Source organism: Halogeometricum borinquense DSM 11551 (assembly GCF_000172995.2).
Classification (GTDB): Archaea; Halobacteriota; Halobacteria; order Halobacteriales; family Haloferacaceae; genus Halogeometricum; species Halogeometricum borinquense.
The window spans coordinates 1512099-1528415 of sequence record NC_014729.1 but is presented as its reverse complement, the minus strand read 5'-3'; the positions used below and the strand labels follow the sequence as shown (position 1 = coordinate 1528415).

Genomic DNA, 16317 nt, shown 5'->3' with positions numbered 1-16317 from the left:
CAGCGATCCGACGTTTCGGTTCCGACACAATCACTGTACAAGTGAGGCGTACGGCCCTCGCTACGAGAGTCAGTCAAATTAGGGAACATCGGAAAGCCGTATTCGGCAGATCGGGAGCGACGTGCAACCCCGAGACGCTCGGCTTGTTCGGCCGAGAGATGAGTACTCAAGCGATTCGTGTGAGAAGACGCTCCCGAATCACAAGCAGGCAAGGGAGCACCGTCACGCATGCTACAAATGCGTAGATGATGCTCAGTCCGGTCACGATGCCGAACCGCTGGAGGGGTGGCGACAGTGCCAGCGCAAGCACTCCAAAGCCGGCTGCGGTCGTCACTGCACTTCCGAGCAACGCACCACCGGTTCCGGTGAGCGCTCTCGATAGTGAGTCCGCAAGTGAGTCGGAGCGAGCGCGCTCGTCAACGAATCGTTCGCTGGCGTGGATGCTGTAATCCACGCCGAGGCCAATCGCCAGACTCGTAATCACGACAGTCTCGCTGTTGAAGGGGATATCGAGCGCTGCCATCGTCCCGAGCAACCACGCGAGCGCGATCAAGACGGGCACGAGCGTCACCACACCCAACCCAGGTGCGCGATGCCGCCACCAGTATAACCCGATAAGCAGGGTGAGAATGACACCGAGTGTGATAGCGAATCCTTCGACGAGCGTCTCGAACAGGGCACCCTGAACGACCGCAGTGATGACCGGACCACCCGTCGCAGTGGCTCGTACTGGTGCGTCCCCTTCGATTGCCGAGGAGACTCCTCGTACATCGCTTGCGACCGATTGAGCCGAGGCGTTACCCTGAACGCCCACAGTCAATCGAGCAGACTGATACGATCCGTTATCGGTGCGATAGAGGACTGACGACGCTTGTTCGGGAGCGGCATCAAACAGGAGATCATAAACCGTGGCGACATCCTTGTCCGGGAGCCCATCACCGTCCGTATCACGCGTTTCGATTGCATTGGCCACCGTCTGATTTTCGGCGGCGACAGTACGAAGGACGGATACTGGACCCTCAATGGCGGCTCTTCCATCAGAACCGACGACGATTGTCCCACTACTGTCCGTATTGTGACTGACGTCGTTGACCGCAGTGAGCAGTGCTGGCGCAGTCACGTTTCCACGTATCAGTACCTGTCCCGCCGATCCCTGTCCACGTTGGCGGAAATTGTCGCTCAGGTAGTCGAGATTCTCGCTGATATCATAATCGCCGGGTGCGAACGGTTCCGGAAGCGACTCCATCCACGTCGGCGCCTCCTGTGGCAGGAAATCAGCCTGATTGAACTCCGTGTCGATACCGGTCGCACCGTATGCACCTGCGGAAGCGAGCAGCAGTGAGATGACGATTACGACAATGGGCGCCCGTCGCGCGAGCGAAGCAGTACCCGAGAGAAGACGATTCAGCCACCCCGAACTGACGCCGACAGCGGGATTGCGTCGGTCGCGGCCACGGCGGTCGAAGAACTGTTCGAGTTCGAGTTTGACGGCTGGCACGAGCGCGGCGAAAACGACAAAGATAGCGACGATGCCGACACCACTCAGAATGGCGAAGTCCTGAATCGAGCCCAGCGGACTGATGTAATTCGAGAAAAAGCCGACCGCCGTCGAGAACGCGGCGGTAGCCAACGCGAGAACGACACCAGCAATCCCGAGACGCATCGCTGTCGCCGGATCTCGCCGACCGACACTCTCGCCGTCAGTGTCAAGCGTCCCTTCTCGTGCCTCGCGGTAGCGCATGACGACGTGGAGGGAATAGTCGATACTGAGTCCAATAAGCAGGAACGGAACGGCGATAAGGGTCGAATTCGACGGAATTCCGAGCCACCCCTGTACGCCAGCGTACCAAACCATCACGATGCCGACACCGAAGACGCTCACGAGAACGTCCACGAGGTCGCGGTAAGCAATCGTGAGGACAACGAGCAGGAGGACAACTGCAACGGGTGTGATGATGATGAACGTATCGCCGATGGCCTGTGAAGACTCTTCGTCGATGATTCCTTGCCCGAAGACGAACGCGTCGGCGAAGCGCTTCTCGACTAGCGAGTTGATGGTCACTTGCGCGTCGTTTACCGTCTGAGTCGTCGTCGCCGAACTGCTCGGGCTTTTCTGAAAGACGAGGGTTGTTCTCGCATCAGCACTCGTCGTCCCTGGTTCGTAATCCGTTGGCAGGAATTCGGTTGGGTCGCTACCAGGAACGGACGCATCTGGATCAAGGATTCGGCTGAGATACGTTTCGATTTCCTCGTCCGAGCTGGATTCAACTGCTGCGATCTGCTGGCTGAGCGTCGGCTCCGACGACTGACCTCGTCCTGCCGCCGATGTATTACTCCCGGAGTTGCCGTTGGTACCCGATGTCTTGGCGTGTTCGCGCTGCTCGTGAGCGTACGCAACGTTTGCAACTACATTCTCGATGCCGACGGTTCCTGTCCCGTCGCGGAGCGTCGCATTGATCGATTCGTTTTTGCGGAACGCTTGCTGAAGACGGAGACTTTCGAGTAACGACTCACGAGTGAGAACATCACCGCCTTCATCTCTGACGACAACCTGTGCGACCACTGCGTCATCGGTCTCGTACGTCGCTTCAATACGGTCAAGCGCTGCCTGTTCCGTAGAATCGATGCTAGCTTGGCCAATTTGTTCTTCCCCAGTGGTCCCCAAAACCGCACCAGCGCCAACGACGGCACTGACGACGAGCAACAGAGCAATGATTAATCTGCTCCGCGAAGCCAGTACGTCCGCATACCGCGACGTCAGTCCCCGTTTCATCGGTTCCCGACACCACCTGTTACGGGAGAGATTGCGAACTCAGACTGACTGAGGGATGTTTCGGACCAGTGCATACATCCCAGTCAGATAGCGATTGATAAGGCGCGATGGAAGGCTCCCAAGATGTGGGAGAACTGGTTGTCGCTTCGAGAGTACTGTCCAGATAGCGACCTTCGGTGAGAACAGATCGGCTTCTACGTCTGTTTGAGCCCGTAGATCATGACAACGAACCCGATACTGATGATCACACTCTCAAGGAGCATTCCGATAGTAGCAGAAGCACCACCGAGATGGTGGAACACCCCGACGAGAAACGTTCCGAGCGTGATGACCGCCAACCCTATCGCAAAGAATTGGAGACCTGCGATTCGCGTTCGATTGTAGGCTCTGTATGCCATCAGAGACACGATACCCCCGAGGACGAGGGCAACAATCTTGACGACAACAAGTAGAATAATAGATACATTCATTGCGATTCCTCCTTCATTGCTGACCAGAACGTGGCTAGGCGGTCCTCTGGATCCTCTTCTGGGCGGGAAACTGCCATCGTAAACTCGTCGTCGGTGATGCTGATTGAAATATCTGTAAAATCCCGTTCGTAGAGTGTGGCGTTTGGCCCGTCACGCCGAACTTCCGTGTATTCCCGAACGAGCATCGATTCGCGGAGCAGTTCGAGTTTCCGATACACTGTCGAACTCGGAAGATCGCACTCCTCACAGAGTTCACTTGCAGATTTCGGGTTGTCCAGTAGCGTCAATATTGTCCGGCACTTGTCATCGTCGAGCGACTTCAACACCGTCGGAAGAGCGGGGTCGTCGGGTTCTTCGGATGACCATCGATCCATTTCGGTAGATGAATTACTTGAGATAATATTCGACGGAATCAGTGATAGCCGATTCGAATCAATGTTTTGTTCGCTCATCCCAAGTACTGTATACTGTATTTTCGTTGCGACACTTTGCCGAGCTCATCTCTTGTGGTCTTCAATGCTTTCGGTGTAGGGGGTATAGAGGTCCCGGTTAGTCCCAGATTACTGGAATAGTCGCTGTACTCCCTCCAATGCCGTTTCTGGTCGTTCGCGCCTGCTAGTCCCACAACCTGGGACGCCTCCATCGATGTTTATCTTCCAGCCTCGAACACCCAGAAGATGACACACAGAGAACTCGATCATGTGCAACCGCGAGGTTCCGAGGGTGTGGTTGTAACCGGCGCAGTACGCCGACCCAGCAACGGCATTACGGGTGGGCCACAGCGGAGTATGGAGGTTCGTCTATGACAAGTATGCTTGACATAGTGATGACCATCCACACGGTTTTCGCTGCGCTTTGGACGGGTGGGACGCTCGTGGTTGCCGGGGCCGTCATTCCGGCGGCACGTAGCGAGTCGCTGAGTAGAGATGGGTTGACATTCATTGCACGACGGTTCTGGTATCTTACGGTGGCCTCGACCCTCCTGCTGCTGTTCAGCGGCGGCCATCTCGCAGGGACGATTTACACCGCCGAAACACTCCAGACGATGGGCCGGGGAAACCTCGTACTGGCGATGGTCGGCCTATGGCTCGTCCTCGCAATCGTGCTTTTCTTCGGTTACCGTCAACTGACCAACAGTCTATCGGAGAAATCGGCGGTCGCGGCAGCAACGAAAGCGCGACCATGGTTTCTTGGCGCGAGCGCTGTCTCGATAGCGCTGCTCGTCGTCGCCGGAGTTCTGTAGGCGGCTCGACGGAGAAACGCGGTGATGATCGTATTTGACGCCGTGTAGGGACCCGACGACGCCCCACCGACTCCCGAGATCTGGCTTGATGCGGTGAGGTTCAACCCTAGATTCATCGATTCGAGGACGCGAAAACACCGGTGACATTTTATAGTGCGACGTGAGGGTTGATTACGCACGGACGCTGCTGATATTTTAACGAGACGAAAACCGAACGACTATATATTTTTAGGCAAGCCAAAAAATATGGCTAACGACGGTATCAAACGCAACGGAGCGACGCGGCGAGACTATCTGAAGTACGGCGGAGCGATTCTCGGCAGTGGGATCGTCGCCGGTTGTACGGGCGAGTCGGACTCGGAAGCGACCGAAACATCGACTTCGACGGAGACAGCCACTGCCACTGAGACGGAAACAGAGACGGCAACCGAGGCGGCCGCGGACGGGTCGTATTCAGTGACGATGGAGCCGGTTGGCACCGTCGAATTCGACAGCGTTCCCGAAACGTGGGCGACGTACTGTCAGGGATACGCCGACATGGGTATCGCTCTCGGTCAGGCGGACGGACTACTGAGCGTCGGATACAAGCCCCGACTCCACACGCACTGGTACGAGGAACTGGACGGAGTCAGCGTCGACAAGGAGTCGCTGCAAGAACTCTACCAGGGCGGCATCGACAAGGAACTGTTCTACACGATGGACGCCGACATCCACGTTATCGACCCGAACTGGATTATAAACAACTTCAAAGGGTGGGAGCAGGCCGACATCGACGAGATCACGGAGGGCGTTGCGCCGTTCATCGGGAATCTCATCTTCCGTCACACGGACACGTGGCACGAGGACTACCAGTACTACACGATGTACGAGGCGTTCGAGAAAGTAGCGGAGATATTCCAAGAACAGGAGCGGTACGAGGCGTTCAAATCGCTCCACGACGAGTACGTTCGCGGCCGTGTTGCCGAACAGTTGCCTGCTGAGTCCGAGGCGGCCTCCGCTGCGCTCATTTACGCCGCGGGCAACGAACCCGAGAAGTTCTCACCCTACCGACTCAACACCGGCGGAACAAGCATCAAGCACCTGCGAGATCTGAAGGTGAAAGACGCGTTCGAGGGTACCGATGTCAAAGGAATCAGTTCGACCAACCGGACGAAAATCGACTACGAGCAACTCCTCGAAGTTGACCCCGACACGCTGTTACTCAAAGGACACGAGACGAAGACCGAAGCGGAGTTCCAGAATACGCTCGTCAAGCACATGAAGAACCACGACATCGGAAGCCAACTCACCGCCGTCAAGAACGACCGCGTCTTCCGCGGCGGACCGACGTACCAAGGACCGATTCACAACCTCTTCTTAGTCGAACGAACTGCAAAGGACCTCTACCCGGACACGTTCTCCGGAGAACTGTTCGACCGCCAGCGGGTTGCGGACATCGTCACCGGCGACTTCTAACTGGAGTCTCGGTCGCAAACTGTAACACACGACGCAGGCCATCAAGCGGGGTGACTACCCCAATCTGTTGCTTTTTTAACAGTACAGAGAGAGAGTACTCACTTGTGTCCCCGAAAGAGACCTCCACGACACGGCGAGCAGTTCTCAAAATAATCGGTGGCGGAGCAGCAGCGACAGGTGGTTTCGCGGGTGTTTCCGCGGCGGAAGACGACGACGTGATGACGAAGCTCGGCGGTGGGATACATGCGACGCTATCACCGGGCGATGGCGACCCGGACATGGACGAAGACGAGTTTCGGGAGTACGTCGAGAAGATGGCCGAACGGTACGGCGACGCGGGCGTGTTCGGAACCGGCGACCCGACATACGACGGATTCATCACCGCAACTACCGACAACATCGACACGAGCACTGAAGGCGGCGCATACGAGGGCGATTACGAAGTTAACTCCGTGGCCGCGACGTACCGCGTCGAAGGCGACTCCGCAGGCGACAGCGGCGAGTCGAACAGTGAATCGGACCAAACGCGATACCGTCACTTCATGTGGACCGCCGTCGATAACGGCGACCTAACGTACACTGCTGGCCTTGGCTCGTTCAACATCATAACGGAGCCACTTCGGACGGCGTACCTTCAAATCGGCGTTGAGACGGCCGGCAAGGTAGCAAATCCGGTGGTCACAGATACAATTTCGGCTGACAATTCATCGACCGTCGCTGTCGAGTTCGGCAGCGGAGATGCGTCATTCAAACTCCCGTCAGGGCGCGTCACCACCACTCCGTCGGGGGAGATTCTATCCGACCAGAGGCCAGACAGCGAATACTCACTGGAGTGGGACGGGCTTGCTGACGGCGTTCGCTCGATAGCGACGACAGTAGAGACAGTCCACGATGAAGACGACCCGTCCATCCAATTCACGACCGAGTACAACTTCGGATACGAGTCGTTACTCTAACCTGCCCGTCTCGACGCCAACGCCTCTGCGGGCGCGCTCCCGTTCGTCGTCGGTGAGACGGTATGGACCCAGTTCGGCGTCGAGCGAGCCCAGTTGGTCCCGTCGCGCTTGGTGGGCCTCAAGGAAGTCAACGATCTGTTCTGCGGCGCGTGCTTTCATCTCACCGCTGGTCAAATCACCCGCGCGGTAGTCGCGGGCGAGTCGTTCGACCGTCCTGTCGTCCGATTCGAAGAAGAAGTGAAGGTACTGGTACGCCACGTCCACGGCGGGGTCGCCGCCGTGTTCGCGGTGTGCCGCGAGCGAGTCGCGGCCGCCGGAGTGAGCGTACCGGTGAATCTTCTCCTCGACTGTCGCTCGGTCGTCGGTGAGTTCGATGCTCGGCGCATCGTCGGAACTGCTCATCTTCCCCGGCCCGCCGAGACTCGGAAGGAATCGAGAGAGAAGGTCACCGGGTTTGTCCACGTCGTAGCGTTCCTTTGCGGCGATGTCCCGGCAGACGCGGACGTGCGGATCTTGATCTACGGCGACAGGAACGAGCGTCGGATGTCTGCCGTGGACGAGTTGCGGCAACAGGAGATGCGCCGCCTGCACGGCCGGGTAAAACGTGAGGCCGACGTTCGGTTGCTCGCCGTAGACGGCTTCGACGGTGGCGGGCGTGAGGTCGTTAGCGAACGCGGCCGCGAGCGGATAGACGACGTCGGCGTCGGCGGTATCGATGACGAAACGGGTTCGCTCGGGGTCGAAGCCGACGGCGAGTAGGTCGCGGAGGTTCTCGCGGACGTGCGCCGAGATGTCCTCAAACTGTCGGTCCTTGGCGAAGTACTTCTCGTCGTCCGAGAGCGGGACGTAGACGTATGCACCGGTCTGTTCTTGGAGATACTTGGCGAAGTAAAACGGCAGGACGTGCCCGAGATGCATCGGCCCGGACGGCCCGCGTCCGGTGACGACAGAGCATGTCTGTCCGGCGGTTGCGGCGTCGAGGAACGGGTCTACGTCGCGTCCGGCGTAGAACACGCCGCGGCGAACCATCGGGTGAACGGGATCAGGGAACCGGTCGCGTTGGTCGTCGGTCAGTGCGTCCGCGCCGAAGGCGTCGAGGAGGCGGTCGTAGTCCACCTCGCCGTCTACGGCGTACGGTGTGACGGTGAAGTTCTGTGGCATCGAGATGCGTGTACGTGTGCGTGTGCTGTGGTCGAATGCGGTGCAAAAAGAGAACGAAGGGAGCGTCGGGGTCGCGCCGGCGGGTTACGCCCGGACGACGCGGGCCGCGACACTGTCCGCTCCCGAGGAGGCGTGCCACCGCCACCGACCGACGACGCAAACGGGAGCGAACGTCATAGGAAAACGCAGACGCTCGGGGAACTTCTACGTTACGCCGATTCGAGAACACGGGCGGGGAAAATCGAGACCGAACGGCAGTTAGACGACCAGTTCGGTTTCGAGTTCGGGACCGGTGATGGCTTGTGCGACGTGTTCGACTGCCGCTGTCGTTTCCGCGACGTTCTCCATCAACACCGTCTCGGAGGGGAACAGATGCTCACCGAGGACGAGACCGTAGTCGCGGGCGGTCGAACCGGTCATCGTGAGGTAGACGCCGAGACCGACGTCCGCGATGGCGGATTCTTCTTCAACAGACTCCTCGGGGTAAGCGAACGAGATGTTCTCCAGCGGTCGGGTTCCGAGAACCGCTTCCACGAGGCGCTCGTAGCGCGGTGAGATGCAGAGCGGCCCGTCGTACTCCGCGACGAACTCGCGGTCGAGGTCCGCACCCGGCGGGAGGACCTCGGGTTTCGCCATCAGCGTGTGATAGACGGTGTCTCCGAGGCCGGAGACGACACGAACGTCGGTATCCATCGGGTCGATACGGGCGTTAATGTCCGCGAGCGATCCGACTCCGTCTTCCCGGAGTTGGACGACCTCTTCGAGAACGAGGTCCGCGCTGTCGAATCCGAGAGCGAACTCATGGGTTCTGAGCGCGCGGAACGGTTCCTCTCGGCCGACGAGATGGACGGGCGTGCCGTCTACTTCGATGGTGACGCTATCGAAGACGACACGACGGGGCATCCCCTCTCTGTCGTCGCGGAGCAGAGTGTACTCCGGAGCGAACGGGTCCGAGAGGTCGGAGTAGTCCGCGAGACGGTCGTACACATCATGGTCCGGATGTGTCGTGCCCTTGGTGATAGACTTCTCATGGCGGAGCGTCGAGGTGATGTCGTCCGCAACCTGCGCCGCGTCAGCACTCGCGGCGAATCTATCGAGCACGGCTTCGAGCGGTCGCCCCTTGCGAGGAACGGCGACGCACACCGTCTCAGTCATTGTCGGTTGCACGAACGGGGCGACTATACAGATTGCGCTTCGGTCGGATACTGTCGGCGACTTTCCGTGTGGGCGTGTGACACAGAATAAGATCCGTTCGAAGTCGCGGCCGCCGATACCGGCGTCTACTCGCCGGGACCGAACGCGTCGTTCAGGCGATCACGGAACTGCATCAGGACCTCGATGTCATCTTCGAGGCTCTCGATACGGGTCTGTACGTCGTCGAGTTCGTCGAGATCAGATCGAACCGACGCCACGTCGTCTTCGAGCGATTCGCGGGTCAAGACGATTTCGCCGTCGAGGTCGGCAATATCTTCGCGGACATCACCGAGTTCCTCGTCGAGTCCAGCGGCCGCCGACGCGGTCTGACTCAGGTCGTCCGAGAGTTCCTCGATATCCTCGTGGACCGCTTCGACTTCCTCGTCGAGCGTCGTGTTCAGTTCCTCGACTCCCGCAACGGCTTCGGACGCCTTGTCATCAACCTCGGTGAGTTGCTGTGCGGTGTCTTCGACGCGTTCGTCGAGAGCGCCGAGGTCGCCTTCCAGCGTCGAGAGGTCGTCGCGGATGTCCTCGCGGTCGGCGTCCGCGGCGGTCAGTTCGGCTTCGACGGTAGCGATGTCGTCACCGAAGGCGTCGAGTTCCTCATCCAGCGCTTCGACCTCCTGTCGGAGTCCATCGACGAGGTCCTGTCCGGTCCCCTCCTCGTCGATGAACTCCGCGAGGGCGTCGCTGTACGCCTGCAAGTCGTTCATCTGCGCTTGGAGTCGGCGGATGCGCACGTCCGCACTTCGTGGCAAGCCGAAGTCGAGTTCCGAACGGAGGAGTTTGAGGTCGTCCTCGGGCACGTCACCAGCGCGCAGTTCAGCCGCGAGTGCGGCGGCGAGCGATCCGGATGCCGCGGTTGTGGACGCCGCAGTTGCAGATGCCGTCGTGGATTCGGTGTCATCCGCATCGTCTGCGACGGAGTCACCGATATCGACGTAATCATCGGTATCGGCCGTTTGATCCGCGTCGGCCACGTCATCGGTGTCGGCCGTTTGATCCGCATCGGCCACGTCATCGGTGTCGGCCGCTTCGTCCGTGGTGGCATCGGCGGCGACATCGGCGGCGTCAGCTTCGGTCCTGTCCTCCGACGCCTCGGATCGGGTTATTGCGGGCGTCGTCTCCGCTGTAAGTTTGCGCGGGCCGGCATCGACGTCGTCGCTATCGTCGTCAATCGCCGCCTCGATGTCGGCCGCAGAGGCCCCACCGTCTTCGGAGACCGCGGCCTCGTCGGGAGCAGTTTCGTCGGGCGTCGTCCCGTCAGTAGCTGTCTCGTCTACCGTCTCGACCGGGACGTTGTCCGAGTCGGTGTCGGAGCCAACAGCAGCATCAGTATCGTCGGCCGCAAGCGGATCCGCGAGCGGATCTGCTCCTGCGTCGGCCTCCGCTTCGAGGACCGACTCGGCCGCATCTTCGGCGGCGGCCGCGTCGGACGCGGGGTCGGAGAGACTGCCGTTACCCTGCAGCGCGTCGCGGACGAGTTGACTGCGGTCCTCGCCGAGAATGTCTTCGACACCGTCGTCGCGCACGGGTTCTTCACCGTCCTGCGGAACAGGCGGACGTTCGAGAACGGGTTCGACGAGGAACGATTCGGCTTCACTCACCTGATCGAGGCGGATGCCGTAGACCGTTTCGACCGTTTCGTTCGGATCAAGGGTCCGTTCGTATTCGACACGGTGATCCTTGTACGCCGCCCAGTTGTCGCTCTCGAAGTCCGGGTGGAATCCGACGCCTTCCATCGGGAAATCGTCCGGAATCTGATCGACGATTCGGACGTGTTCGGACTCGTTGCTCTCTGAAGTGATTCGGAACTTGATTGCGGGCACCGGAAACTCGTCGGCGGAGAACGATTTCTCCACCGTTACGTCCCCGTTCGAGACGTACACCGGATCCCCAACGTCGAACTCGCGGCTCATGTCGCTTCTTACCGAAAGGGGTGACATAAAACAACCGGGGAAAATATGAAATCTGAGAAAAAGAGAATTAGAGTTCGACTCGGTCGCCGATTTCGATGATTTCGAGGCGCTCAGGGTACGCAAAGCTCTTTGCGTGGTGGTGAAGCACCGTCGGATCGGCGGTCAGACCCTTCCACATATCCCAGTGGCTCGGGAGGAACCGGTCGAACTGGAGGTCCGAGGCGGCTTTCACAGCCTCGTTTTCCGTCGAGTACCACTTCGTCCGGACCGGTTCGCCGGTCTCCTTGTCGTCGATGTTCCCGATGGAACCGAACGCGAGGACGCCGAGGTCGATATCGTACTTTTCGCCGAGCGCTTCGAACTCCTCGTCGGGCTTGGTATCGCCGCCGTGGAAGAACGTCCCCGACTCGTGTTCGATGACGTAGGAGACGGGATGGGTAGCGTCGGGGTCGTAGGAGTGTTCGACGTGAATCGTGAACTCACCGACCTCGAACGTGTCACCGTCCGTGACCTCGGTGAACTGTTCCTCGGAGATGTCGTAGTCGTCTACCCACGCTTCGTCTTCCAGCGCCACGTCGAGAGAGTCGTCGGGCGCGTAATACTGCGCCCCGGTCGATTCGAGGATGGGCGCTTGACTCGGCCCGTGAACGTGGTCGGTATGCTCGTGCGTCGCCAAGACGGCGTCCATCTCAGCCACGTCGTGGGGGTCAAACGGCACCGGAATCATCCGGACGGTTCGCGGTGGGTCTCCGAGACCGACGTAGGGGTCGATTGCGAGGGTCGTGCCGTCGCTTCCCTTCAAGAAAAATCCGTTACACCCGAGATACCAGATCGAGACGGTATCCGGAGACGCGTCTTCGACTGCGCGTGGGAGCCAGTCCCCCCAATCGCTTACACTCATGGCGGTGGGTGAGTCCGGGCAGGGACTAAGTGTTGCGGACCGGGCGAGTCATGCTCCCGAGAGAGGGATAGCCCCGTGACAAAGTTAGAAATAAACATGATATTTATTTGACTTGATGAGTGTGAAATCGGCATTCGAGACGGGTTGGGCGACCGTGAAGAAACAGTCCACCACAAAAAACACAACACTCGTGTTCAATAGAGGCATGATAACCAAGATATGTCTAAATAAACTACGTACTACTCTCGGTTAGCAAACCCATATCGGGCACAAGCTATTTATCAGTTACACGCGTCAGTTTTCACGTCATGTCAGTTCATCACAGACAGACTGCCGACTTCTCGGAGATGGACGAGACGATGCGCTTGCTCGGGTCGTGGGAGGCACAACCGCCGGCCTCCGACTTGGACTGACCCGAACAGTCGGCACACCGCCCGCCCTCGCCCTGAATCGATTCCCGAACAGATTTTGACGACTATTCGTCGTCTGTCGCTAACGAAACGCGTACGAGCGACGGCGACCACCGCAGAGTATGCGAGTTAGTATTATCGGCGGCAGCTCTGTCACCGATACCGTACGCGAGACGGCGGCAGCAACCGGTCGCATCGTCGCCCAGCGTGGCCACACAGTCGTCTGCGGTGGACTCGGCGGCGTGATGGAATCGGCCTGCCGAGGCGCAAAAGCGGCCGGTGGCGAGACAATCGGCATCCTTCCGACAGACCGGCGTGCGGACGCCAACGAGTACGTTGACACTCCGATTGCGACGGGACTCGGACACGGTCGAAACGCGCTCGTCGTGATGAACGGCGATGCAGTCATCGCCATCGACGGTGCCGGTGGGACGCTCTCGGAGATCGGCCTGTCGCTCGTCTACGACCGACCTATCGCGGGATTGGGAACGCACGAGGTGGACGGAATCGAGGCGTGCGAGACGCCTGAAGAGACCGTGAAGTACGTCGAGACGGAGTCGTAAGAAGACAGGAGAAACTACCGCCCGTGTGAAGGGTCGAAGCGGCTACCAGGTGCCGTGGAACGTGTCGAATTCGAGGGAGTCGAGCGGTTCGTCGCCGACGGCGATGCGGTACTCCTGCGGCGTCAGCATCGGCTTGTGGAAGCGCGGGCCGTCGTCGGTGGTGATGCGCGGGCAACCGGTGTTGACGAACGCGTCCATGTCGAAGTTTCTGAGCCGATCAGGCGTCACTTCGTCCATGGTGATGAGGTAGGCGTTGTCGTTGTCCTCGATGATCTTCTCGGCAATCTCCATACGGCCCTGCCCGATTTTCGTACAGAAGATAACGCCCCACTTCTCGGCGTCCATCGCCTTGTGGACGGAGGCGTACCGCTGCTTCATGAACTTCTCCGTGTCCGCGATGGTGACGACGTTGTTCACGGGGTCGGCGATGACGACCTTCTTGTCGGGGTGTTCCATCGCCAGTCCGAGCGGGTGGAACTTCCCGCCGCCGACGTACAGCACTTGGTCGGCGTCGATGTCCGCAGACGCGTAGTTACAACCGAGAACTTGGCCCTCGAACGTCAGGCGGTCGTCGCCGCGGCGGGTGTGAACGTCGTAGCCGCGTTCTTCCAACCAGTCGCACATGTCCTCGAAACGGTTCATGTGCTGGGCCGTCGTCACGAGACCAACCTCGTCGCCGTCCAGTTCCGCAAGCGAATCTTCGAGGATGGGGAACGGATCGACGTTCGAGAACAGCGGAACGTAGATGATCTTGTCCGACTCCTTCATCGGGGAGTGACCGAAGTGGACGAAAACGTCTGTCCGGCGCATCAGATAGGTATCGAGGTCGCACGCGCCGTAGCAGGGCTGTCCGGACAACATGAACGTCACGTCATCGTCACAGCGTTCACGCAGGTCGTCTGCGACGGCTGGACCGCGTCGTTTCAACCCCTCAGGGAACTGAAGACCGACGCGCTTTGCGTCTCGGTCTTCGACTTCCTCGACGATTCGTTCGAGTTCGTAGTCCCACTCCCGGTCGTGCTTCAGGGACATCCCAGTATTCCTGAGGTCCCCGTCCGACGTGGCGTCCTGGCTCATTGCACCTCTCTTGCAAGTCGGGAGGGATAACGTCGGCGGTTCTCACACACTCTCAATTCCGATCTCACGGGTCGTGCGTGCAGTTCGCAGATGCCACGACAGCTTATGCCACGCTCGGGCGTAACTGAACTATGTCGTCAGACGAACACAATACCGACGACGACGAAGAACTGACCGAGTGTCCCGCCTGCGGAAACGAGATTATCGGCGAAGAGTCACTGGAAACAGAACACGTCCCCGAGATGTCGGTTCAGGGTCGGAGCGCGTACGTCGGCCGTGAGGGTCGGGATCTGCGGTTGTTTGACATCCTCCCCGCGCTAAAGCGCGAGGATTCCTCCGTTGGGGGTTCGGCTACCGACCCACGGAGGCAACTTGCGGGTTTGTGCGCACTTCTTTGGGACTTTCGTGAGGGTGTGGTTTCCCCGACCAGTCGTGGTCGTCCCACTCGAATCGCACGGGCCGTGCCATCGGCCTGACTTCCGTATCGCTGTTTTCTCGAAGGAACGTCTCTGACGCCGTGAGGTCGGCGTGTCCCTCGAATCCGCATGAACACGTCAGCGTATCTCCGTGGCGGACCGTCTCCTCGTGGTCGCCACACTCGGGACACGTCTGACTCGTCCACGCTTCCGACTCGGCTTCGAGGCTGATACCGTATTCCTCACAGACGCACGCGAGACGGTGGATGAACTTCTTGAACGCCCAGAAGTTGTGCGTCTTCTCGTTCACCCTGACCGACCAGTGCGTTTCCAGCACGTCGGTCAAATCGCCCACGTACACCGTCGCCACTCCCTCGTCGTACAGCCGTTCAACGAGGTCGCGCACCAGCGCGTTCTGTGCGTGGTCACGGCGCTTCGTCCGCTGTCGGTACAGCCGTCGAATCCGTTTCGAGGAGTAGCGTCCTTCGCGGAGTCGTCCGGAAGACGAAGTCTTCCGTGATTCCGAGAGACTGCGTCTCTCGGGCAATTTCGACTGTAGGCGGGCGATTTCGTCTGTCGTCTCGCGGAACCGTCCGAACAACTCCCGACCGTCGTAGAGGTACAGGTTCCCAGTGGTCGTGGAACAGGCGACGAGATTGTTCGCGCCAACGTCGAGGGCGGCTTCTTCCGAAGCCAGTGGTGAATTCCGAAAACGCGAAGCGTTTTCGACTTCAGGAAAATCTTCGATTTTCCGTGAATCCAGTCGAGAATCAGGGACGGTGACTGGTTGGAAAGCCCTGAACGTGTCGCTCATTTCGTCGTACTCAAGTTCCAGACGACCCTGTTTGCCGTCCCACTTCGGGTTGCCTCGGACTTCGAGGCGGAGTCGTTCGTGGTAGCCGAGTCCGTATTCGTCTTTCAGTTCTTGCCCAACAGGGATTTCGAGACGGCTACGCTTCCCCCACTCAATCGTGTACTGGTTGCACCGAATGTAGGTGCGGAGTTCGCGCCCGTCCTCCTCGTTGCCCCAGTACGACGGTGGGTTGGCGTACTCGCCTTTCTCTTTGAGGGCGAAGAACGACCGCCACGCTTCGCTGTTCTTGCGCGTGACCTGTTGAACGGTCGCGCTTCCAACGACACCGTTGTACTGTCCACGGTACTCGGAGGTGTCCCACACGTCGCCGTTACCGAAGTAGTTCTGACGACGTTCGTAGGTCAGTTCGTTCCACAGCGAGGCGGAGGCGTCGAGTAGCCGTAGAAGGCACTCTTTGTCGTTCTCGGTCTGTGGCACGACCTCGAAGGTGTTGACGCGCTTCATTCGTCGCCACCCTCCTGTTCAGCGATGTACTGTTCGACAGCGCCCTTCGAGGCGCTCCCCGCCGTCCCGACGTAGTACGAACGAGTCCACTTCACGCGGTCATCGTACCGCTGGTTGTACTTGCGGGCGGAGATGCCCTTGACCCAGTTGACGATGAGTGACGGGGCGTTCTTGGGTGGACTCCCAATGAACAGGTGTACGTGGTCGGGCATGACCTCGGACTCGGCCAGTTCGAGGCCCTTGTCCTCACAGATTTCCGCGAAGATGGTTTCGAGACGTTCCTTCGTCTTCCCCGTCAGGTGCGAACGCCGATACTGAGCGGAACCCTGTTCCGCGAGGTCAGCGGAATCTTCGATTCCGCCAGATTTCGGCACGAACACTATGTGGTAGTAGAGTTCGTATTTCGCGTGACGGGTACTCTTCACCATCTATGCATACTATCACGGTCGGACGGCTTGAAG

General features: G+C 59.4%; 14 protein-coding genes. 4 read left to right on the top strand and 10 right to left on the bottom strand.

From position 1 onward, the window contains the following. Positions 1–166 precede the first annotated feature (166 nt). From HBOR_RS07745 to HBOR_RS07735, 3 genes are all read right to left on the bottom strand, one after another. Entirely contained in the window at positions 167–2773 is a 2607-nt protein-coding gene (locus HBOR_RS07745) for an efflux RND transporter permease subunit (RefSeq protein WP_006054406.1), read from the bottom strand. Positions 2774–2967: 194 nt separating this feature from the next. Then, the gene (locus HBOR_RS07740; protein WP_006054405.1) at positions 2968–3243 is read right to left on the bottom strand and encodes a DUF7521 family protein; all 276 of its coding nucleotides are present in this window, start codon (positions 3241–3243) and stop codon (positions 2968–2970) included. Continuing rightward, entirely contained in the window at positions 3240–3617 is a 378-nt protein-coding gene (locus HBOR_RS07735; protein WP_006054404.1) for a winged helix-turn-helix domain-containing protein, read from the bottom strand. Before HBOR_RS07735 ends, HBOR_RS07740 begins: the two co-directional genes overlap by 4 nt. A 428-nt stretch (positions 3618–4045) precedes the next feature. Here HBOR_RS07735 and HBOR_RS07730 point away from each other — a divergent pair, with 428 nt between their 5' ends. The 3 genes from HBOR_RS07730 to HBOR_RS07720 all read left to right on the top strand — a co-directional run bounded on the left by HBOR_RS07730 (position 4046) and on the right by HBOR_RS07720 (position 6897). Further along, positions 4046–4486: a hypothetical protein gene (locus tag HBOR_RS07730; protein ID WP_049890455.1), complete on the top strand. Its 441-nt coding sequence runs from the start codon at positions 4046–4048 to the stop codon at positions 4484–4486. A gap of 246 nt (positions 4487–4732) precedes the next feature. Then, positions 4733–5941 carry an ABC transporter substrate-binding protein gene (locus HBOR_RS07725; RefSeq protein WP_006054402.1) on the top strand — a complete coding sequence of 403 codons (1209 nt, stop codon included), beginning with the start codon at positions 4733–4735 and terminating at the stop codon, positions 5939–5941. A 104-nt stretch (positions 5942–6045) separates the two neighbouring features. Further along, on the top strand, positions 6046–6897 hold the full coding sequence (locus HBOR_RS07720) for a hypothetical protein (RefSeq protein ID WP_006054401.1): 852 nt from the start codon (positions 6046–6048) through the stop codon (positions 6895–6897). On the opposite strand, the gene HBOR_RS07715 is transcribed toward HBOR_RS07720, so the two are convergent. The 4 genes from HBOR_RS07715 to HBOR_RS07695 form a co-directional block, all read right to left on the bottom strand. Beyond that, positions 6889–8058, bottom strand: a complete 1170-nt coding sequence (locus HBOR_RS07715) for a tryptophan--tRNA ligase (RefSeq protein ID WP_006054400.1) — start codon at positions 8056–8058, stop codon at positions 6889–6891. The genes HBOR_RS07720 and HBOR_RS07715 overlap by 9 nt on opposite strands. A gap of 258 nt (positions 8059–8316) precedes the next feature. After that, on the bottom strand, positions 8317–9213 hold the full coding sequence (locus HBOR_RS07705) for a hypothetical protein (protein WP_006054398.1): 897 nt from the start codon (positions 9211–9213) through the stop codon (positions 8317–8319). Positions 9214–9338: 125 nt separating this feature from the next. Further along, on the bottom strand, positions 9339–11171 hold the full coding sequence (locus HBOR_RS07700) for a hypothetical protein (RefSeq protein ID WP_006054397.1): 1833 nt from the start codon (positions 11169–11171) through the stop codon (positions 9339–9341). A 67-nt stretch (positions 11172–11238) separates the two neighbouring features. Further along, complete coding sequence (locus tag HBOR_RS07695; protein ID WP_006054396.1) at positions 11239–12072, bottom strand: MBL fold metallo-hydrolase; 834 nt, start codon at positions 12070–12072, stop codon at positions 11239–11241. A gap of 532 nt (positions 12073–12604) precedes the next feature. On the opposite strand from HBOR_RS07695, the gene HBOR_RS07690 reads away from it, so the two are divergent. Continuing rightward, the gene (locus HBOR_RS07690; RefSeq protein WP_006054395.1) at positions 12605–13045 is read left to right on the top strand and encodes an SLOG cluster 4 domain-containing protein; all 441 of its coding nucleotides are present in this window, start codon (positions 12605–12607) and stop codon (positions 13043–13045) included. Positions 13046–13087: 42 nt separating this feature from the next. Here the strand turns inward: HBOR_RS07690 and dph2 are convergent, their stop codons facing one another. From dph2 to tnpA, 3 genes are all read right to left on the bottom strand, one after another. Then, positions 13088–14122, bottom strand: a complete 1035-nt coding sequence (gene dph2 / locus HBOR_RS07685) for a diphthamide biosynthesis enzyme Dph2 (protein ID WP_049890454.1) — start codon at positions 14120–14122, stop codon at positions 13088–13090. A 351-nt stretch (positions 14123–14473) separates the two neighbouring features. Further along, positions 14474–15856, bottom strand: coding sequence for an IS200/IS605 family transposon protein TnpB (locus HBOR_RS07680; protein WP_006054393.1), 1383 nt, complete (start codon positions 15854–15856; stop codon positions 14474–14476). Next, the gene (gene tnpA / locus HBOR_RS07675) at positions 15853–16284 is read right to left on the bottom strand and encodes an IS200/IS605-like element ISHbo5 family transposase (protein ID WP_006054392.1); all 432 of its coding nucleotides are present in this window, start codon (positions 16282–16284) and stop codon (positions 15853–15855) included. Before tnpA ends, HBOR_RS07680 begins: the two co-directional genes overlap by 4 nt. Between the last annotated feature and the right edge of the window lie 33 nt (positions 16285–16317).